Annotated in this window: 22 protein-coding genes; 13 read left to right on the top strand and 9 right to left on the bottom strand. The window is 66.6% G+C overall.

Translation table 11 applies throughout. The features are described from left to right. Positions 1-253: 253 nt before the first annotated feature. Positions 254-1,390: a quinolinate synthase NadA gene (gene nadA, locus LGN10_RS08475; RefSeq protein WP_060966978.1), complete on the top strand. Its 1,137-nt coding sequence runs from the start codon at positions 254-256 to the stop codon at positions 1,388-1,390. Next, on the top strand, positions 1,387-2,268 hold the full coding sequence (gene nadC, locus LGN10_RS08470; protein WP_226222765.1) for a carboxylating nicotinate-nucleotide diphosphorylase: 882 nt from the start codon (positions 1,387-1,389) through the stop codon (positions 2,266-2,268). The genes nadA and nadC overlap by 4 nt, the downstream gene beginning before the upstream one ends. Before the next feature lie 95 nt (positions 2,269-2,363). Here nadC and nadB read toward each other — a convergent pair whose 3' ends face one another. From nadB to radC, 4 genes are all read right to left on the bottom strand, one after another. Next, positions 2,364-3,950 (bottom strand): L-aspartate oxidase, encoded by a 1,587-nt coding sequence (gene nadB / locus LGN10_RS08465; RefSeq protein ID WP_124861212.1) that lies wholly within the window; start codon positions 3,948-3,950, stop codon positions 2,364-2,366. A gap of 159 nt (positions 3,951-4,109) precedes the next feature. Beyond that, positions 4,110-4,277, bottom strand: a complete 168-nt coding sequence (gene rpmG / locus LGN10_RS08460) for a 50S ribosomal protein L33 (RefSeq protein ID WP_006478046.1) — start codon at positions 4,275-4,277, stop codon at positions 4,110-4,112. Between the two features lie 17 nt (positions 4,278-4,294). Continuing rightward, a complete protein-coding gene (gene rpmB / locus LGN10_RS08455) occupies positions 4,295-4,528 on the bottom strand; it encodes a 50S ribosomal protein L28 (RefSeq protein WP_004186391.1) in 234 nt (77 codons plus the stop codon). 237 nt (positions 4,529-4,765) lie between these two features. Then, on the bottom strand, positions 4,766-5,539 hold the full coding sequence (radC, locus tag LGN10_RS08450; RefSeq protein ID WP_059646221.1) for a RadC family protein: 774 nt from the start codon (positions 5,537-5,539) through the stop codon (positions 4,766-4,768). A gap of 135 nt (positions 5,540-5,674) precedes the next feature. Between radC and LGN10_RS08445 the strand changes: the two genes are divergently transcribed. The 7 genes from LGN10_RS08445 (at position 5,675) to LGN10_RS08415 (ending at position 11,893) form a co-directional block, all read left to right on the top strand. After that, positions 5,675-6,130, top strand: coding sequence for an FKBP-type peptidyl-prolyl cis-trans isomerase (locus LGN10_RS08445; RefSeq protein WP_006488950.1), 456 nt, complete (start codon positions 5,675-5,677; stop codon positions 6,128-6,130). A 2-nt stretch (positions 6,131-6,132) separates the two neighbouring features. Then, on the top strand, positions 6,133-7,113 hold the full coding sequence (gene ispH, locus LGN10_RS08440) for a 4-hydroxy-3-methylbut-2-enyl diphosphate reductase (RefSeq protein WP_059576830.1): 981 nt from the start codon (positions 6,133-6,135) through the stop codon (positions 7,111-7,113). Positions 7,114-7,381: 268 nt separating this feature from the next. Next, the gene (locus LGN10_RS08435; RefSeq protein ID WP_226222763.1) at positions 7,382-8,026 is read left to right on the top strand and encodes an amino acid-binding protein; all 645 of its coding nucleotides are present in this window, start codon (positions 7,382-7,384) and stop codon (positions 8,024-8,026) included. A 211-nt stretch (positions 8,027-8,237) separates the two neighbouring features. Then, on the top strand, positions 8,238-9,188 hold the full coding sequence (locus LGN10_RS08430; RefSeq protein ID WP_006478051.1) for a branched-chain amino acid ABC transporter permease: 951 nt from the start codon (positions 8,238-8,240) through the stop codon (positions 9,186-9,188). Positions 9,189-9,207: 19 nt separating this feature from the next. After that, positions 9,208-10,377: an ABC transporter permease subunit gene (locus LGN10_RS08425; RefSeq protein WP_059576825.1), complete on the top strand. Its 1,170-nt coding sequence runs from the start codon at positions 9,208-9,210 to the stop codon at positions 10,375-10,377. Between the two features lie 23 nt (positions 10,378-10,400). Further along, positions 10,401-11,177, top strand: a complete 777-nt coding sequence (locus LGN10_RS08420; RefSeq protein ID WP_059576822.1) for an ABC transporter ATP-binding protein — start codon at positions 10,401-10,403, stop codon at positions 11,175-11,177. Then, positions 11,177-11,893: an ABC transporter ATP-binding protein gene (locus tag LGN10_RS08415; RefSeq protein WP_059576820.1), complete on the top strand. Its 717-nt coding sequence runs from the start codon at positions 11,177-11,179 to the stop codon at positions 11,891-11,893. Before LGN10_RS08420 ends, LGN10_RS08415 begins: the two co-directional genes overlap by 1 nt. 186 nt (positions 11,894-12,079) lie before the next feature. Here the strand turns inward: LGN10_RS08415 and LGN10_RS08410 are convergent, their stop codons facing one another. The 3 genes from LGN10_RS08410 to LGN10_RS08400 all read right to left on the bottom strand — a co-directional run bounded on the left by LGN10_RS08410 (position 12,080) and on the right by LGN10_RS08400 (position 15,060). Further along, entirely contained in the window at positions 12,080-12,535 is a 456-nt protein-coding gene (locus LGN10_RS08410) for a GNAT family acetyltransferase (protein WP_226222761.1), read from the bottom strand. 13 nt (positions 12,536-12,548) lie between these two features. Next, positions 12,549-13,733 (bottom strand): acetylornithine transaminase, encoded by a 1,185-nt coding sequence (locus LGN10_RS08405; RefSeq protein ID WP_124861218.1) that lies wholly within the window; start codon positions 13,731-13,733, stop codon positions 12,549-12,551. 295 nt (positions 13,734-14,028) lie between these two features. After that, positions 14,029-15,060: a CDP-6-deoxy-delta-3,4-glucoseen reductase gene (locus LGN10_RS08400; RefSeq protein WP_006478058.1), complete on the bottom strand. Its 1,032-nt coding sequence runs from the start codon at positions 15,058-15,060 to the stop codon at positions 14,029-14,031. A 108-nt stretch (positions 15,061-15,168) separates the two neighbouring features. Here LGN10_RS08400 and LGN10_RS08395 point away from each other — a divergent pair, with 108 nt between their 5' ends. Next, positions 15,169-16,203 (top strand): NAD-dependent epimerase/dehydratase family protein, encoded by a 1,035-nt coding sequence (locus LGN10_RS08395; RefSeq protein WP_226222751.1) that lies wholly within the window; start codon positions 15,169-15,171, stop codon positions 16,201-16,203. Here LGN10_RS08395 and LGN10_RS08390 read toward each other — a convergent pair. Continuing rightward, entirely contained in the window at positions 16,186-16,374 is a 189-nt protein-coding gene (locus tag LGN10_RS08390) for a hypothetical protein (RefSeq protein WP_226222749.1), read from the bottom strand. The genes LGN10_RS08395 and LGN10_RS08390 overlap by 18 nt on opposite strands. 107 nt (positions 16,375-16,481) lie before the next feature. Beyond that, a complete protein-coding gene (locus LGN10_RS08385) occupies positions 16,482-17,198 on the bottom strand; it encodes a 16S rRNA pseudouridine(516) synthase (protein ID WP_226222747.1) in 717 nt (238 codons plus the stop codon). A 114-nt stretch (positions 17,199-17,312) separates the two neighbouring features. On the opposite strand from LGN10_RS08385, the gene copC reads away from it, so the two are divergent. The 3 genes from copC (at position 17,313) to LGN10_RS08370 (ending at position 19,207) form a co-directional block, all read left to right on the top strand. Next, positions 17,313-17,687 carry a copper homeostasis periplasmic binding protein CopC gene (gene copC, locus LGN10_RS08380; RefSeq protein WP_226222738.1) on the top strand — a complete coding sequence of 125 codons (375 nt, stop codon included), beginning with the start codon at positions 17,313-17,315 and terminating at the stop codon, positions 17,685-17,687. 66 nt (positions 17,688-17,753) lie between these two features. Further along, positions 17,754-18,254, top strand: coding sequence for a DinB family protein (locus tag LGN10_RS08375; RefSeq protein ID WP_059576802.1), 501 nt, complete (start codon positions 17,754-17,756; stop codon positions 18,252-18,254). A 179-nt stretch (positions 18,255-18,433) separates the two neighbouring features. Continuing rightward, entirely contained in the window at positions 18,434-19,207 is a 774-nt protein-coding gene (locus LGN10_RS08370) for an SDR family oxidoreductase (RefSeq protein WP_226222736.1), read from the top strand. Positions 19,208-19,262 lie beyond the last annotated feature (55 nt).

Below are 19,262 nucleotides of genomic sequence, written 5' to 3'. Positions count from 1 at the left end.
GATTAGAATCTCAGGACGTCACAAACCCCGCGTTGGCGGGGTTTTTTCATTTGGGCGGCTCGTTTTTGCAGGATGGCCCAGGCGCCGGAATTGGTGTGAAGTTTGGGCGCCGCGTCAGGGCCGAAAAACCGCTCACACCGACCGCGAAGCATGGGGCCCAGGTATGCGCTAAAGCGCCAACTTGGGCCGACCGCGTAGCATGGGGCCCAAGTAAGCGCTAAAGCGCTAACTTGGGCCGACAGGAGATATGGAGATGCAATCGACGATCAAATCCGTCGAGTACGACCGGCCGGTGTCGGCAGGCACCGTCTGTAGCGTCGGGCAAGCATGGGCCAAGGTGCCCGATGCGCCGTCCGCCGAGGAGCGCGCTGCGCTGAAGGCGCGCATCAAGGCGTTGCTCGCCCGTGAAAAGGCCGTGCTCGTCGCCCACTACTACGTGGATGCCGAACTGCAGGAACTGGCCGACGAAACGGGCGGCTGCGTGGCGGATTCGCTCGAAATGGCTCGCTTCGGCCGCGATCACGACGCGCAGACGCTGGTCGTCGCCGGCGTGCGCTTCATGGGCGAGACCGCGAAGATCCTGAGCCCGAACAAGCGAATCCTGATGCCCGATCTCGACGCGACCTGTTCGCTCGACCTCGGCTGCCCGGTCGACGAATTCTCGGCATTCTGCGATGCGCATCCGGACCGTACCGTGGTCGTCTACGCGAACACCAGCGCGGCCGTGAAGGCGCGCGCGGACTGGATGGTCACGTCGTCGATCGGCCTCGAGATCGTGGCCGACCTGCACGCGCGCGGCGAAAAGATCATCTGGGCGCCGGACCGCCATCTCGGCAGCTATATCCAGAAGAAAACCGGCGCCGACATGCTGCTGTGGCAGGGCTCGTGCCTCGTCCACGACGAGTTCAAGGGCATCGAGCTCGACCTGCTGCGCGCCGAATATCCGGACGCGAAGGTGCTCGTGCATCCGGAATCGCCGGAAAACGTCGTCGCGCAGGCCGACGTCGTCGGCTCGACCACGCAGCTGATCGACGCGGCCGTCAAGTTCGACGCGAAGCGCTTCATCGTCGCGACCGACCTCGGCATCCTGCACAAGATGCAGCTTGCCGCGCCCGGCAAGACTTTCATCGCCGCGCCGACGGCCGGCAACAGCGCGACCTGCAAGAGCTGCGCGCACTGCCCGTGGATGGCGATGAACGGCCTCGCGAACCTCGCCGACGTGCTCGAGCGCGGTCACAACGAGATCTTCGTCGATCCCGCGATCGGCGAACGCGCGCGCTTGCCGATCGACCGGATGCTCGAATTCGCGGCCGCGCACAAGAAGCGCGTGCAGGCGAGCGGCGACCTGCAGCGCGACCAGCAGCTGTTCGCGAACGTGGGGGCCGCATGAGCAACGCCGTCTCCCCGCTGTTCGACGCCGTCCGCGCCCAATACGGGGCGGCATTCGACGAAGCGATCGCGCGCAACGTGGCCGACGCGATCGCCGAGGACGTCGGTGCCGGCGACCAGACCGGGCGGCTCGTGCCGGCCGGCGAGCGCCGCCGTGCGCGGATCATCGTGCGCGAGGAAGCCGTGTTGTGCGGCGTGCCGTGGTTCGAGGCCGTGATCGCGCGGATCGATCCGTCGATCGTCGTGCAATGGCGCTATCGCGAAGGCGACCGGATGATGCCCGATTCGGCCGTGTGCGAACTCGAGGGGCCGGCGCGCGCGTTGCTGACGGCCGAGCGCAACGGGCTGAACTTCCTGCAGCTGCTGTCGGGCGTCGCGACGGCGACGCGCCGTTACGTCGATCGTGTCGAAGGTACGCGCGCGAAGATCCTCGATACGCGCAAGACGCTGCCGGGGCTGCGGCTCGCGCAGAAGTACGCGGTCCGGGTGGGCGGCGGCGAGAACCAGCGTCTCGCGCTGTACGACGGCATCCTGATCAAGGAGAACCACATCGCGGCGGCAGGCGGCGTCGGTGAAGCCCTCGATGCGGCGTTCGCGCTCGAATCGGGCGTGCCGGTGCAGATCGAAGTCGAGACGCTTGCGCAGCTCGACGCGGCACTCGCGCATGGCGCGCAATCGGTGCTGCTCGACAACTTCACGCTGGACATGATGCGCGAAGCGGTACGCGTCGCGGCCGGCAAGGCCGTGCTCGAAGTGTCCGGCGGCGTCAATTTCGATGCGGTGCGCACGTTCGCGGAGACGGGCGTCGATCGCATCTCGATCGGCGCGCTGACGAAGGACGTGCGGGCGACGGACTATTCGATGCGGATCGTCGACTGACCGATTCGCGTCCGATCGGACAAAAAGGCCGTTGGCGCGCAAACGCCAACGGCCTTTTTCTTGTGCGGCCGCAGCCGGGAAGGGCGGCGCGCCGCTCAGCGGCGCGAGCGCGGCGTGAGCACGCTCGGCAGCGCCTTCGGCAGCGTATGCGGCCAGTCGCGGCTGTAGTGCAGCCCGCGGCTTTCGCGGCGCGAGTACGCGCTCTTCACGATCAGCGTTGCCACGTCGACGAGGTTGCGCAGTTCGAGCAGATCGCGCGTCACGCGGAAGTTCGCGTAGTACTCGTGGATTTCGTCGCGCAGCAGCGACAGCCGGTGCTTCGCGCGTTCGAGACGCTTGTCGGTGCGCACGATGCCGACGTAGTTCCACATCAGGCGGCGCAGTTCGTCCCAGTTGTGCGCCACGACGACTTCCTCGTCCGCGTCCGACACGCGGCTTTCGTCCCAGGCGGGCAGCGCGGCCGGCGTGTCGGCGTCGAAGCCGGCGGCCTCGATCGCCCCGGCTGCCGCGCGGCCGATCACGAGACATTCGAGCAGCGAGTTGCTCGCGAGCCGGTTCGCGCCGTGCAGCCCCGTGTACGACGTTTCGCCGACCGCATACAGGCCGGCGAGATCGGTGCGGCCCGCGAGATCGGTGACGACGCCGCCGCACGTATAGTGCGCGGCCGGCACGACGGGGATCGGCTGTTTCGCGATGTCGATGCCGAATTCGAGGCAGCGCGCATGGATCGTCGGGAAGTGCTCGCGCAGGAATGCTTCCGGCTGATGGCTGATGTCGAGATACACGCAGTCGATCCCGCGCTTCTTGATCTCGAAGTCGATCGCGCGTGCGACGATGTCGCGCGGCGCGAGTTCGGCGCGTGGATCGTGCGAGGGCATGAAGCGCGTACCGTCGGGCAGCTTCAGCAGGCCGCCTTCGCCGCGCACGGCTTCCGAAATCAGGAACGATTTCGCGTACGGATGGAACAGGCAGGTGGGGTGGAACTGGATGAATTCCATGTTCGACACGCGGCAGCCGGCACGCCATGCCATCGCGATGCCGTCGCCGGTCGCGGTATCGGGGTTCGTCGTGTACAGGTAGACCTTGCCCGCGCCACCGGTGGCGAGCACCGTGTGCGGCGCCTCGATCGTGATCGTGCGGTCGTTGTCGACGTCGAGCGCATACAGGCCGTGACAGCGGCGGCCGGGCAGCCCGAGCCGGTCCGACGTGATCAGGTCGATCGCGTGGTGGTTTTCGAGGAACGTGATGTTCGGATGCCGGCGCGCCCGCTCCGACAGTGTCGCGAGCACCGCATGGCCGGTCGCATCGGCCGCATGGATGATCCGGCGGTGGCTGTGACCGCCTTCGCGCGTCAGGTGAAAGCCGAGTTCGGCCGCGTCGTCCTTCGTGAACGGCACGCCTTGCGAGATCAGCCATTCGATCGCTTCGCGGCCGTGCTCGACGATGTAGCGCGTCGCGCCTTCGTCGCACAGGCCGCCGCCGGCGACCAGCGTGTCGTCGACGTGGTTCTCGATGCTGTCCGCCGAGTCGAGGACCGCCGCGATGCCGCCCTGCGCGTTATCGCTCGCCCCCTCCATCATCGAACGTTTCGCGATCAGCGCGACACGTCGCGTGCTGGCCAGATTGAGTGCGACCGACAGCCCTGCCAGGCCGCTGCCGACGATCGCCACGTCGAATTTCATGCTGCATCTCCATCGTTACGCTTTTTGATCTTGCGTTCCGTCGGCTGTCGCCGCGGAAAGGGGAGAGCATACCGCGTCGGGGGCCCGCGCGTGCGCAAAACAAAAAGCCCCGCATGTGCGGGGCTTTTCGGTCACCGTCAAGCTGGCAGAAACCGGAGATTACTTGATCTTGGTTTCTTTGTATTCCACATGCTTGCGGACGACGGGATCGAACTTCTTGATCGCCATCTTTTCCGGCATGTTGCGCTTGTTCTTCGTGGTCGTGTAGAAGTGACCCGTACCAGCGGTCGACTCGAGCTTGATCTTGTCGCGGGCGCCTTTTGCCATGATTGTGCTCCTTGGGCTTAGGCTTCGCCGCGTGCGCGCAGGTCAGCGAGCACGGAATCGATGCCGTTCTTGTCGATCAGGCGCAGGCCGGCGTTCGAGACGCGCAGACGCACCCAGCGGTTTTCGCTCTCCACCCAGAACCGGCGGTTTTGCAGGTTCGGCAGGAAGCGGCGCTTCGTCTTGTTGTTGGCGTGGGAAACGTTGTTGCCGCTCATCGGCGCTTTCCCAGTTACTTGGCATACGCGTGCCATGAGAGCACTCCTAATACGCTAAATTCGGGGTTCGATCGCCGGTGAAGGTTCCATCGCACCGCCACGTGATCCATGGCTGCACTCAGAACGCCGTAGCCCTTACAGACAAGGCCCTTCGATGGCTAGAACTGGTTGGAAAAAAGACAGACGGCGATTCTAGCAGAAAAAGTTCAGAAAAATCAAACCTAATTTCGCTTCGCCGTTGCGGCGCCCTGGGACGGGCTGCCGCGCCACAGTCTACAGCCAACCGGCCCGCGCGAACGAGAAAGTATCGCTGACGCCGACGACGACGTGATCGAGCAGCCGCACGTCGACGAGCTCGAGCGCGTCTTTCAGCACGCGCGTCAGGCGGCGGTCTTCCGCGCTCGGCTGCACCGCGCCCGACGGATGGTTGTGCGCGACGATCAGCGCCGCGGCGTTCTGTTGCATCGCGCGGCGCACGATCTCGCGCGGATAGACGGCCATCCGCGTGAGCGAGCCGCGCGCGAGTTCCTCCATGTCGATCATGCGGTTGCGGGCGTCCAGATAGACCGCGACGAATACTTCGTGCGGGAGCGTGCCGATCTTCATTCGCAGGCAATCCTCGACGGCGCCGGGCGAATCGATCTGCATGCCGTCCCGTGCCTTCTCCTCCAGCATGCGCCGGGCGATCTCGGTGACCGCGACCAGCCGCGCGGAGCGCGCGGGGCCGATGCCGGGGTGCGCCTCGAAATCGTCGGCGCCCGCTTCGAGCAATCCGCGCAGCGACTTGTACTGCTTGATCAGATCGCGGGCGATGACGAATACGTCGTGACCGGGCTTGCCGGTGCCGAGCAGCAGCGCGATCAGTTCGTCGTCGGTCAGCGCGGCCGGCCCGCGCTCCAGCAGCCGCTCGCGCGGCCGCTCCGGCCGCCAGTCGCCCGGCCGGCGCCTGCGCCGGTTGATCGGGATGACGCGGGCGGGCGGATCGGCCGGTGCATCGGTGGTGTCGCGGCATTCGGCCGACGGCAGGATGAGGCGGGGTGACAGCATGGTCTGAACTCCATTGGCGGCGGGCGGCGTGCGCGACGTCGTCGCACTTTCCGCCTTGCACGCTCAGGTGACTTACAATATTGGCTTTGCGCCGGGCCATTCGGCCGTAGCGGGCGCCGACCGAACGAGTAATTCATGAGCCTCATCGATCTATCCGAAGTGAAGCCCGGTTCCCACGTCACGTTGCATTACCGGCTGGCACTGGCCGACGGCGCCGACATCGTCAACACCTTCTCGGACAAGCCGGCCACGCTGTTGCTGGGCGCGGGGCAACTGGCGCCGTCGCTGGAACAGATTCTGCTCGGGCTCAGGGTCGGCGACCACTCGACTTTTCAGCTAGCGCCCGATCAGGGGTTCGGCCCCCGCAATCCCGACATGCTTCAGCGCGTGACGCTGTCGACGCTGCGCGAGAACGGGATGGTCGGCGACGATTTCACGCCGGGCGAGCTCATCGAGTTCAACGCACCGGATGGCGGCCGCTACGCGGGGGTGCTGAAGGAAGTCAGCGAGACCTCGGCGCTGTTCGACTTCAATCATCCGCTCGCGGGCCAGGCGCTCACGTTCGAAGTGAAAATCATCGGAATCCTGTAATCATGAGTACCACCGATACGCTGTCCGCGCAGACCGTCGCCGCCGACGCCGAAATCCTGCTGGCCCAGCCGCGCGGTTTCTGCGCGGGCGTCGACCGCGCGATCGAGATCGTCGAGCGCGCCATCGCGATGCACGGTGCGCCGATCTACGTGCGTCACGAAATCGTCCACAACAAGTACGTGGTCGAGGATCTGAAGAAGAAGGGCGCGATCTTCGTCGAGGAGCTCGAGGAAGTGCCGGCCGGCAACACCGTGATCTTCAGTGCGCACGGCGTGTCGAAAGCCGTCCGCGACGAGGCGGACGTGCGCGGGTTGCGCATTTACGACGCAACCTGCCCGCTCGTCACGAAGGTGCACGTCGAAGTGGCGAAGATGCGCCAGGACGGCGTCGACATCGTCATGATCGGGCACAAGGGCCATCCCGAGGTCGAAGGCACGATGGGCCAGGTCGAGCGGGGCATGCATCTCGTCGAAAGCGTCGAGGACGTGCAGAAGCTCGAGCTCGCCGATCCCGAGCGCATCGCGCTCGTCACGCAGACGACGCTGTCCGTCGACGACGCGGCCGAGATCATCGGCGCGCTGAAGGCGAAGTATCCGAAGATCCGCGAGCCGAAGAAGCAGGACATCTGCTACGCGACGCAGAACCGGCAGGATGCGGTGAAGTTCATGGCGCCGCAGTGCGACGTCGTGATCGTGGTCGGCAGTCCGAACAGCTCGAACTCGAGCCGGCTGCGCGAAGTGGCCGAAAAGCGCGGGGTGGCCGCGTACATGGTCGATGCGCCGGATCAGATCGATCCGGCATGGGTTGCCGGCAAGCGCCGCATCGGCGTGACGGCCGGCGCGTCGGCGCCCGAAGTGCTCGCCCAGGCCGTGATCGCGCGGCTGCGCGAGCTCGGCGTGCGCAACGTCCGCGCACTCGAGGGCATCGAGGAAAACGTGTCGTTTCCGCTGCCGCGCGGGTTGAACCTGCCGCCCGCGGCCTGATTGCCGCATCGCACCCTGCGGAATACCGAAGCGCGCCCGTCGGCGCGCTTTTTTTGTGCCTCGAAATTCACATCGCAACCGTTATTCCCAAGCATGGTGCAACCCGGTTGCTCCGGGCGCGCCCAATCGTGTCTCAAAATTGGTTGCAATGCAGGAAAACCCCATCGAATCAGGATTATTGGCGTCCTATAAATGGAGTTACAATGCGCCCGTTTTCAAGCCGGAATGGCTTTGAAACGGGTTTTGGCAAGGCGCGGGAGACCATTCGATGCATGTGAAGTTGGCTTACGCCGTGTCCGTCGCCGCACCGGTTGCAATGTTTGCCGGCTGCAGCAAAAAGAGCGACGGCGGGGCGGCCAGGGAGGCTGCGGTGTACGCGGCACCGGCGGCCACCGGCGTGCGCGTCGCCGGAACCGGACCTGCGGCGCCATCGGCGCGCCGTATCGCGCAACTGGGCAGGGACAAGGAAAACGGGGCACGTTTGACGATCGAGGAAATCAACACGCATGGCCTGGCGATCGGGCCGGCAGCGGGCATGCAGGTTGTAGCGCGGCAAGTGGCGGGTCCACGGATGGCGGACGATCGCGGCGTTGCCGGTAGCGTGCCGAAGCCATTGTCTCCCCTTCAATTCGATTCGACGAAACAGCGCGCTGCCGCGACCGACCGTGTCGCGGCGCGCAGCCTGGTTCGTACGATGGATTCCGATGCAGTCCTGACGAAAGTCGGGCGCGCCTGTCGCAACGCCTTCCCGGGCGACGCGGCGCGGAATCCGATCCGTCCTGGCGCGATGCTTGCATGGCACTGGACGGGCCAAGGCACGGATGCCGGGAAACCGGATGACGGCCGTCTCGGCATGCTGCCCCACGACTTCAAGGAGGCCACGAACACCGTCCTCGACGTCGTGACGATTTAGCGACGGGACTCATGACGGCACCGGAACAGTGCGGTGCCGTTTTTGTATCCGCTCCGGCGGCAGGTCCGGCCGTACAGGCCGGGCGGCGCGCGCCGGGACGATCCACCCTTACCGGTATCGACTAGTACCCGCAGTGCCGCCGAGAAGGCGCGATTCCTCGCTTACCCGCGGGGCGCAACGTCCTCCGGCAGCACGGGCCAAGGAGCTTTAAATGGATATTTTCGTCCAGCAGGTTCTCAACGGGCTGGTGCTCGGCAGTGTGTACGCCATCATCGCGTTGGGATACACGATGGTGTATGGCATTCTCGGCATCATCAACTTCGCGCACGGCGACGTGCTGATGATCGGCGCGATGGTCGCGCTGTCGGCCATCACCGTGCTGCAGAACCACTTTCCCGGACTCGGCAACGTCGCGACACTGACGATCGGCCTGGGCATCGCCGCGGTCGTCTGCGCGTTCGTCGGCTTCACGATCGAGCGCGTCGCGTACCGGCCGCTGCGCCGCGCGCCGCGCCTCGCCCCGCTGATCACCGCGATCGGCGTGTCGATCCTGCTGCAGACGGCCGCGATGATCATCTGGTCGCGCAACCCGCTGCCGTTCCCGCAATTGCTGCCGACCGACCCGATCAACGTGATCAAGGCCACCGACACGACGCCCGGCGCCGTGATCTCGGTCACCGAAATCGTGATCATCGCGGTGGCGTTCATCGTGATGGGCGGCCTGCTGCTGCTCGTGCACAAGACCAAGCTCGGCCGCGCGATGCGCGCGATCGCCGAAAGCCCGAATACGGCAAGCCTGATGGGCGTGAACCCGAACTTCGTGATCTCCGCCACGTTCATGATCGGCTCCGCGCTCGCCGCGCTGGCCGGCGTGATGATCGCGTCCGAATACGGCAACGTGCACTTCTACATGGGCTTCATCCCCGGCATGAAGGCGTTCACGGCCGCGGTGCTCGGCGGGATCGGCAACCTCGGCGGCGCGATGGTCGGCGGCGTGCTGCTCGGCCTGATCGAGCAGCTCGGGGCCGGCTACATCGGCAACCTCACGGGCGGCGTGTTCGGCAGCAACTACCAGGACGTGTTCGCCTTCGTCGTGCTGATCATCGTGCTGGTGTTCCGTCCGTCGGGCCTGCTGGGCGAACGTGTCGCGGACCGCGCGTAACGGAAGGGGAGCAAACAACATGACATCCATTCAACCGATCGAATCGTCGACGTCGCTCGTCGAAGAGCGCAACACCGCCAAGACCGTCGTCATCGGCCTGCTCACTGCCGTCCTCGTGATCGCCGCGCCGATCGTGATCGGCTCGGCCGGCGGCAACTACTGGGTCCGCGTGCTCGACTTCGCAATGCTGTACGTGATGCTCGCGCTGGGCCTGAACGTGGTGGTGGGCTTCGCCGGCCTGCTCGACCTCGGCTACATCGCGTTCTACGCGGTGGGCGCCTATACGGCCGCGCTGCTGAGCTCGCCGCACCTGACCTCGCAGTTCGAGTGGATCGCGGCGCTCGCGCCGAACGGGCTGCACGTGCCGTTCCTGATCATCGTGCCGATCGCGATGGCGCTCGCGGCGACCTTCGGGATCCTGCTCGGTGCGCCGACGCTGCGCCTGCGCGGCGACTACCTGGCGATCGTCACGCTCGGCTTCGGTGAAATCGTCCGGATCTTCATGAACAACCTCGACCGTCCGGTGAACATCACCAACGGCCCGAAGGGGATCACGGGCATCGATCCGGTGCACGTCGGCGGCTTCAACCTGTCGCAGACGCACTCGCTGTTCGGCTTCCAGCTGCCGTCGGTGTACATGTACTACTACCTGTTCGTGCTCTGCTCGCTGCTGGTGATCTGGGTGTGTACGCGTCTGCAGCACTCGCGTATCGGCCGTGCGTGGGCCGCGATCCGCGAAGACGAGATCGCCGCGAAGGCGATGGGCATCAACACCCGTAACGTGAAGCTGCTCGCGTTCGCGATGGGCGCGTCGTTCGGCGGCCTGTCGGGCTCGATGTTCGGCGCGTTCCAGGGTTTCGTGTCGCCCGAGTCGTTCACGTTCTGGGAATCGATCGTCGTGCTCGCCTGCGTGGTGCTGGGCGGCATGGGCCACATCCCGGGCGTGATCCTGGGTGCGGTGCTGCTCGCGATTTTCCCGGAATTCCTGCGCTCGACGATGAGCCCGCTGCAGCATGCGCTGTTCGGTCATGACATCGTCGATACGGAAGTGATCCGTCAGGCGCTGTACGGCCTCGCGATGGTCATCATCATGCTGTACCGCTCGGAAGGCCTGTGGCCCGCGCCGAAGCATGAGGACAAGATCGCGAAACTGGCGAAGCGCAACAGCAAGAAGCCGGTGCGCGCTTAACCTACGGACAAGGGGATAACCACATGAGCGACAAGCAAATCCGACTGTCCGTCTCGGGCGTGAACAAGCGCTTCGGCGGGCTGCAGGCGCTGTCCGACGTCGGCCTGCAGATCAAGGAAGGCGAGATCTACGGGCTGATCGGCCCGAACGGCGCCGGCAAGACCACGTTCTTCAACGTGATCACGGGCCTCTACACGCCGGACTCCGGCGACTTCAAGCTGGACGGCCAGAACTACACGCCGACGGCCGTGCACCAGGTGGCCAAGGCCGGCATCGCGCGCACGTTCCAGAACATCCGCCTGTTCGGCGGGATGACGGCGCTCGAGAACGTGATGGTGGGCCGCCACGTGCGCACCAAGCACGGGCTGCTCGGCGCGGTGTTCCAGACGCCGGCCGAACGCCAGGAAGAGCGCGAGATCAAGGAACGCGCGATCGAGCTGCTCGACTACGTCGGCGTGCTGCAGTACGCCGACTACACGTCGCGCAACCTGTCGTACGGTCACCAGCGTCGTCTGGAAATCGCCCGTGCACTGGCCACCGACCCGAAGCTGCTCGCGCTCGACGAGCCGGCAGCCGGGATGAACGCGACCGAGAAGGTCGAACTCACGCGCCTGCTCGACAAGATCCGCTCGGACGGCCGCACGATTCTGCTGATCGAGCACGACGTGAAGCTCGTGATGGGGCTGTGCAACCGGATGACGGTGCTCGATTACGGCAAGGTGATCGCCGAGGGTCTGCCGCAGGACGTGCAGAAGAATCCGAAGGTGATTGAGGCATATCTCGGCGCAGGGGTGCACTGATGGCAGCGGCAATGTTGAAAATCAAGGGCTTGCAGGTCAACTACGGCGGCATTCAGGCCGTCAAGGGCGTTGACATGGAAGTCCGTCAGGGCGAGCTCGTGACGCTGATCGGTGCGAACGGCGCCGGCAAGACCACGACGATGAAGGCGATCACCGGCCTGAAGCCGTACTCGGCGGGCGACATCGAGTACGACGGCACGTCGATCAAGGGCATTCCGCCGCACGAGCTGCTCAAGCGCGGCCTGGCGATGGTGCCGGAAGGCCGCGGGATCTTCGCGCGGATGTCGATCATCGAGAACATGCAGATGGGCGCGTACCTGCGCAACGACAACGAGCAGATCAAGAAGGACGTCGACCGGATGTTCGGCTTCTTCCCGCGCCTGAAGGAGCGGGCGACGCAGCTCGCGGGCACGCTGTCGGGCGGCGAGCAGCAGATGCTGGCGATGTCGCGCGCGATTCTGTCGAAGCCGAAGCTGCTGCTGCTCGACGAGCCGTCGATGGGTCTGTCGCCGATCATGGTCGAGAAGATCTTCGAAGTGGTGCGCGAGATCTCGAAGGAGGGCATCACGGTGCTGCTGGTCGAGCAGAACGCACGCCTCGCGCTGCAGGCGGCCGACCGCGGCTACGTGATGGATTCGGGCATGGTCACGATGGAAGGCGACGCGAAGCAGATGCTCGACGATCCGAAGGTGCGCGCCGCGTATCTGGGCGAGTAAGCGATCGAATGAACGGGCCCGGCCGCGCACGTCGCAGCCGGGCTGTCGAAAAGCCGTCACGGGAAACCGTGGCGGTTTTTTTTTTCGTGTGGCGGGATTCCGATCGTGCCGACCGACGCGCTCGGCGATCCGCTGCCGGACGCGGGGCCGATCGCGCGCCGAATCGCGCCGCGGCCGGCGGCGGTCTTACGCGGCCGGCAGCGTCTTGCCGAACGAGATGCGCTCCTCGACGCGATAGCCGAGCGCCGCATAGAAGCGGCATGCGTCGCCGTTGCCGGGCAGCACCTGCAGGTTGATCTTCAGGCAGCCGCGCGCGGCGAGCGCGCGTTCCGCATGCGCGATCAGCGCGCGGCCGACGCCGAGCCGGCGCGCGTCGTTCGCGACGCCGAACGAGTAGAGCCAGCCGCGATGTCCGTCGAAACCGGCCATCAGCGTGCCGACGACGCGCCCCCCGCAAGTCGCGACGAAGAACAGTTCCGGCTGCGTCGCGAGCTTCAGCTCGATCGATCGCAGCGGATCGCGGTGCGGCGGCGCGCCGGCTTCGTCGTAATGCGGGAACGCGTCGCGCCATACCGCGAGCACGGCATCGGTGTCGGCGCGTTCGAACGGGCGGATCGCGACAGCATCGGCGGCGGCATCCATCGCGGTGGCCTCCTTACAGCGTGTCGAGGATCGACCGCAGCATCGCCATCATCTGGTCGATCTCTTCGGTCGTCACGTTCAGCGCGGGCATGAAGCGCAGCAGGTTCGGCCGTGCGGCGTTCAGCAGCAGGCCGTCGGGCTGCATGTCGCGCGCCTTCTCGACGATCTGCGGGCCGATGTCCTTGCCGAGCAGCAGCGCGCGCAGCAGGCCTTCGCCGCGTTCGCCCTCGAAGCCGCGTTCCTCCGACAACTCGAGCAGCTTGCGCTTCAGATACTCGCCGCGCGCGCGCACGCCTTCGAGGAAGCCGGGCGCGACGAGCTGCGAGATCACCGAATGGCCGACCGCCGTCATCAGCGGGTTGCCGTTGTACGTGCCGCCCTGGTCGCCGGCCTCGAATACCGCGACGTCGGCCTTCGACAGCAGCGCGCCGAGCGGTGCGCCGCCGCCGATGCCCTTCGCGAGCGTCATGATGTCCGGCTCGATGCCGGACAGCTCGTACGCGAACAGCGTGCCCGCGCGGCCGCAGCCGCTCTGCACTTCGTCGACGATCAGCAGCAGGTTGTGCTGCTTCGTCAGCGCGCGCAGCGCCTGCATGAATTCGCGCGTCGCCGGGATCACGCCGCCTTCGCCCTGGATCGGCTCGAGCATGATGGCGACGGTCTTGTCGGTGATCAGCTTCTCGACCGAGTTGATGTCGTTCAGCTCGGCCTTCGGGAAGCCCGGCACCTGCGGCGCGTAGATCGTGTCCCAGCCCGGCTTGCCGCTGGCCGACATCGTCGCGAGCGTGCGGCCGTGGAAGCTGTGGTCGAACGTGATGATCTCGTACGCGCCGTCCTTGAACTTGCGGCCCCACTTGCGCGCGAGCTTGATCGCGCCTTCGTTCGCCTCGGCGCCGCTGTTCGTGAAGAACACCTTGTCGAACACGCTGTGCTGCGTGAGCAGGCCCGCGAGCTTCGCCATCGGCTCGTTGTAGAACGCCGGCGACGGGTTCAGCAGCTTTTCGGCCTGCGTCTTCAGCGCCTCGACGATGCCGTCGTTGCAGTGGCCGAGGCTGTTGACGGCCCAGCCCTGGATGAAGTCCAGATAGCGCTTGCCCGTGTGATCGTAGAGCCACGAACCCTTGCCGTGCGTAAACACGATGTCGGGGCGGTTCGTGATGTACATCAGCGAGTCGATCGGGTAATCGTTCAGGGGCATGGCAGCAGACTCCAGCGGGCGTTGAAAGGGAAACGGGCAATAAAAAAGCCACGGAAGGCCGTGGCTGGTGGGTCGAACAGCTTGTGCGTAACCGGTGAAGCGGAGGAGGGTTACGCGCGAGTCCGTGACGAGCCGGCGGCATCCGGGCGGAGCGGCGAGCGGCGACGTCGGAGAGCGGACAGGAAGCGGTTCATGTGCGCAAGCATAAGGCATCCCGCGCCCCACTGTAAACCGCCGCGATGCCACGGATGTGACACGGGCGGCGCGCAGCGGGGCGCGTTCAGGCGCCCGGCGCTCAGACCGGATGCGCGAGATCGGCGGCGCTCGTGAACGAGTCCGCGTAGAACTCGTCGGCCGGCAGCGCGTGGTGCTGCGTGAAATCGCGCTGCGCGGATTCGACCATCACGGGCGCGCCGCACGCGTACACCTGGTGGCCGGACAGATCGGGCAGGTCCTCGATCACCGCGCGATGGACGAAGCCCGTGCGGCCGGTCCACTGGTCGGCGTCGTCCGGTTCGGAGAGGACCGGCACGTACTTGAAGTTCGGGATCTCGCGCGCCCATTGCTCGGCGAGCTCGGCGAGGTAGATGTCCTTCTTGCGGCGCGCGCCCCAGTAGAGCGTCATCGGGCGCGTGATGCCCGAATGCTTCACGTGCTCGATGATCGCCTTGATCGGCGCGAAGCCGGTGCCCGACGCGAGCAGCACGATCGGCTTGTCGGAATCCTCGCGCAGGAAGAACGTGCCGAGCGGGCCTTCGAAGCGCAGGATGTCGCGCTCCTTCATCGCGCCGAACACGTGGTCGGTGAACTTGCCGCCCGGCATGTGGCGGATGTGCAGCTCGATCGGGCCTTCCTCGTGCGGCGCGTTCGCCATCGAGTAGCTGCGGCGCGAGCCGTCCTTCAGGATGAACTCGACGTACTGGCCCGCGAGGTACTGCAGGCGTTCGTTGGCAGGCAACTGCAGCTTCACGACCATCACGTCGTCCGCCTTGCGTTCGAGCGCGGCGATGCGGCACGGCAGCTTCTTGACCTGCACGCCGTCGACGCCGGCGATTTCACGCACGTCGATCTCGAGATCGCATTGCGCCTTCGAGCAGCACAGCAGCGCGAGGCCGCGCGTGCGTTCGTCGTTGGACAGCGCCGACGCGGCGTGCGGGCCCTGTTCGATCTGGCCCGACACGATCTGGCCCTTGCAGGAACCGCACGCGCCGTTCTTGCAGCCGTACGGCAGGTGGACGTTCTGGCGCAGCGCGGCCGCCAGCACGGTTTCGTCCGACTCGACCTGGAATTGCCGGCCGCTTTGCTTGAGAGTGACGTTGAATGCCATAGAACCAAACTAGAACAAAATGGGGGGACCGTGCATGTCGCGCACGGCAGCTACAATGCAAAACCGTTGCGCGTCGCGCAACGGCGGCTACTGAATCTCGCAACCAACATGATCGCGACACGAATCCTGCGCCGGCCGCGCGTATTGATCGTCGGCTGCGGCGACGTCGGCATGCGCTGCGTCGCGCAATGGCGTGACGCGCGCCCCGACCTGCGCATCCTCGCGCTGACGAGTCACCCGGCTCGCCGCAGCGAATTGCGCGCCGCGGGCGCGACGCCGATCGTCGGCGATCTCGATCGCCCGGCGACGCTCCGTCGCCTCGCGGGCGTCGCCCGCACGATCCTGCATCTCGCGCCGCCGCCATCCGACGGCCGCGACGACCGGCGCATGCGTGCGCTGATCGCCGCAACGTCCATGCCCGCGCGTCGGCCGTCTCCGACGGCACCGGCGGTCGGCCGGCTCCGACGGCTGCGCACCGCGGCGCGACAGGCCGGCGCGCCCGTTCGGGCAGCGCGTATTGTACCCGACGGTCTTCGCGCGCCGAGGCTCGTCTATGCCAGCACGACGGGCGTCTACGGCGACTGCGGCGGCGCGCGCATCGACGAAACGCACCCGCTGCGCCCCGCGAACCCGCGCGCGTTCCGGCGCGTGTCGGCCGAGCGGCAACTGCGTGCGGCGACGGTGCGCGGCGTGCTGTCCGCGCGCATCGTGCGCATTCCGGGCATCTACGCGGCGAACCGCCTGCCGGTTGCGCGGCTCGAGCGCGGCACGCCGGCGCTCGAGCCGGCCGACGACGTCTACACGAACCACATCCACGCGGACGATCTCGCGGCGATCCTGCGTCGTGCGGCCGAGCGCGGCAAGCCGGCGCGCGTCGTGCACGCGTCGGACGACACCGAACTGCGGATGGGAGAGTATTTCGACCGGGTCGCGCAGGCGCTGGGTCTGCCGAGGCCGCCGCGCGTGAGCCGCGCGGACGCCGAACGCCTGCTCGAGCCGACGCTGCTGTCCTTCATGCGCGAGTCGCGGCGCCTGTCCAACGCACGGCTCAAGGCCGAATTGTGCGTGACGTTGCGCTATCCGACCGTAGACGATTTCCTTCAAACGCTCGCGCCGGGCAGCGCGTCAGGTGAGCGCCGGTAACGCCTCGATCAGCAGGAAGCACAGCAGCGCACCGATCAGCGCGCCGATCAGGTTCGGGTGATATTTGTGCTTCAGATGCATCGTGGCCAGCAGCCCGCCGATCACGATGACGCCGATGACCGCGAACGCGATCATCACGGACGACAGTTCGAAAGAATGGTCGATGTTCATGATGTCTCCCCCTGCATCGCCGCTCTTGCAGCTTGTGATTTCAGTATAGCGGGGGGAACCTGCGGCCGAGAGGCGGCCGGACACCGAACGGTCGTGCGGATTTTCCCTTACAGGGTTTCGACGGGATTGCGCAGCGCGGAAAGGTCGGCTTCGTCGAGCCAGCGCCATGCGCCGGGCGCGAGATCGGCCGGCAGCGTGAAGCCGCCGATGCTTTCGCGGTGCAGCAATTCGACGCGGTTGCTCGCTGCCGCGACCATCCGCTTGACCTGGTGGTACTTGCCTTCGAGGACGGTCAGCGCGAGCGTGTGCGGGGTGCGGGCGTCGGCGGCGACGGCCGCGATCGGCTTCGGCTCGCCATGCAGTTGCACACCGGTGCGCAGCGCGTGCAGTTGCGTGTCGTCGAGCGGGTGGCGCACGGTCGCGACGTAGGTCTTCGGCACCTTCCGCTTCGGCGACGTGTACGCGTGCACGAACTGGCCGTCGTCGGACAGCAGCAGCAGGCCGGTCGTGTCCTGGTCGAGCCGCCCGACGCACTGCACGCCGCGCGCGAGGAGCGGCGCCGGCAGCAGGCTGAACACGCTCGCATGGTGCTGCGGATCGCGCGAACACTCGTAGCCGGCCGGCTTGTTGAGCGCGAGATACGCGCGCGCATGGAACGGCCATGCGGCCTCGTCGACCTCGAACACGAGGCCGTCGGTGTCGAAGGTGGCGTCCGGGTCGGTCGCGGCGGCGCCCGCGACGGCGACGCGGCCCGCCTCGATCAGGCCGCGGCACTGGCGGCGCGAGCCGAAGCCCTGGGTGTAGAGAATGCTTTCGAGATCCATAGCGCGCGCATTCTATCAAGCGGCGGCGTAGGGCCGGCATGAACGCGCATGCGCTGGTAAGCTGCCGGAACGCCGCACGGTGCGCGGCGCCCGCCCATTCTTCACGGATAGTCCATGCGTTTCGATTCATTCCCGTTCGGCCGCCACGCGGCCGCCGTCATCGTCGCAGCAACCGTTTCGTCGGCCGCGTTCGCGCACGCGCATCTCGCGAAGAGCGACCCGGCGTCGGGCGCGATGCTGGCTGCCGCACCGGCCGCCGTCACGATCGACTTCACCGAGCCGCTGGAGCCGGCATTCAGCTCGATCGTCGTCGTCGACGCCGACGGCAAGACGGTGTCGAACGGCCACGCGCGCATCGACGCGTCGAACCGCAAGCGCATGACGGTGCCGCTCGCGGCGCTCGCCACGGGCGCGTACACGGTGAAGTGGGTGGCCGTCGCGACCGACGGGCATCGCACGCAGGGCGCGTACGGCTTCGGCGTGAAGTGACGCAACGGCGGCGGCAGGCCTGTGCCAGGGTTGCTGCCCGCCTCTATCCGACAGGGAGTCTTCCGCATGAATCCGACGACGCTCGACGCACTCGCCGATTTCCCCCGTCAACTCGAAGCGCATTTCGCGGCCGTGCCCGACGGCTATGCGCGCTGGACGCCCGACGACTGGGCCGGCATACCGAGCGAGCATTTCTCGCCGCTCGGGCAGCTCTGCCACGTGCGCGACATCGAGATCGACGGCTATCACGTGCGGCTGCGGCGCATGCTCGACGAAGACCGGCCGCTGCTCGTGTCGATCGACGGCGACGCGCTCGCGGTTCAGCGGCGCTACGACGACGCGTATGCGTCCGACGTGCTCGCGGCGATCCGCGACGCACGGCGCGAGACGCTGGCGCTGCTGTCGCGCCTCACGCCCGAACAGTTCGAGCGTACCGGCGAATTCGACGGCTACGGCTCGCTGACCGTGCGTGGGCTCGTCCATTACCTGTGCAGTCACGACCAGCAGCATCTGGCCGGCATGCAGTGGCTGCTCGGCAAGATCGACGCGGCGCTGTACGCGCGCTGAGCCGGCCGGCGGCCGCGCGATCGACAGCGGAATCCGGCGTCGCCGTCGGTGCGGAAGACCTCCTTGCGCGGCTTCGACTGGATCGATTTTCTGGATAATCCATCCAGCCGCGGCCGGCTGATCGGCGGGGCGCGTGTGCCTACACTCCTAGCTTCGTTCAACGAAAAAAGGAGTCAACCGTGGCAACTCATACGCTCGCAGACAAGGTCGTCCTGATCGCAGGCGGTGCAAAGAATCTCGGCGGCCTGATCGCCCGGGACCTGGCGGGCCACGGCGCGAAGGCGGTGGCGATTCACTACAACAGCGTGGCGTCGCAGGCGCAGGCCGAGGAAACGGCCGCCGCGGTGCGCGCGGCCGGCGCGGAGGCCGCGACGTTCCAGGCGGACCTGACGACGGCGGCCGCGGTCGAGAAGTTGTTCGCCGACGCGAAGCAGCGCTTCGGCAAGATCGACATCGCGATCAACACGGTCGGCAAGGTGCTGAAGAAGCCGTTCACCGAGATCAGCGAAGCCGAGTACGACGAGATGTTCGCGGTCAACAGCAAGTCGGCGTTCTTCTTCATCAAGGAAGCCGGGCAGCATCTCGAGGATCACGGCAAGCTCGTCACGCTCGTGACGTCGCTGCTCGGCGCGTTCACGCCGTTCTATGCGGCATACGAAGGATCGAAGGCGCCGGTCGAGCACTTCACGCGCGCGGCGTCGAAGGAGTACGGCGCACGCGGCATTTCGGTGACGGCCGTCGGGCCGGGGCCGATGGACACGCCGTTCTTCTATCCGGCCGAAGGTGCCGACGCGGTCGCGTATCACAAGACGGCCGCCGCGCTGTCGCCGTTCAGCAAGACGGGGCTGACCGACATCGAGGACGTCGTGCCGTTCATCCGCCATCTCGTGACCGACGGCTGGTGGATCACGGGCCAGACGATCCTGATCAACGGCGGCTACACGACCAAGTAACCGGGGGCCGCTTGCGGCCGCGCGGCGCACCGCACTGGCGCGTTTGCGTGGACAA

The organism is Burkholderia sp. AU32262 (assembly GCF_020419985.1).
Classification (GTDB): domain Bacteria; phylum Pseudomonadota; class Gammaproteobacteria; order Burkholderiales; family Burkholderiaceae; genus Burkholderia; species Burkholderia semiarida.
This window is presented reverse-complemented; position numbering and strand designations above follow the sequence as displayed.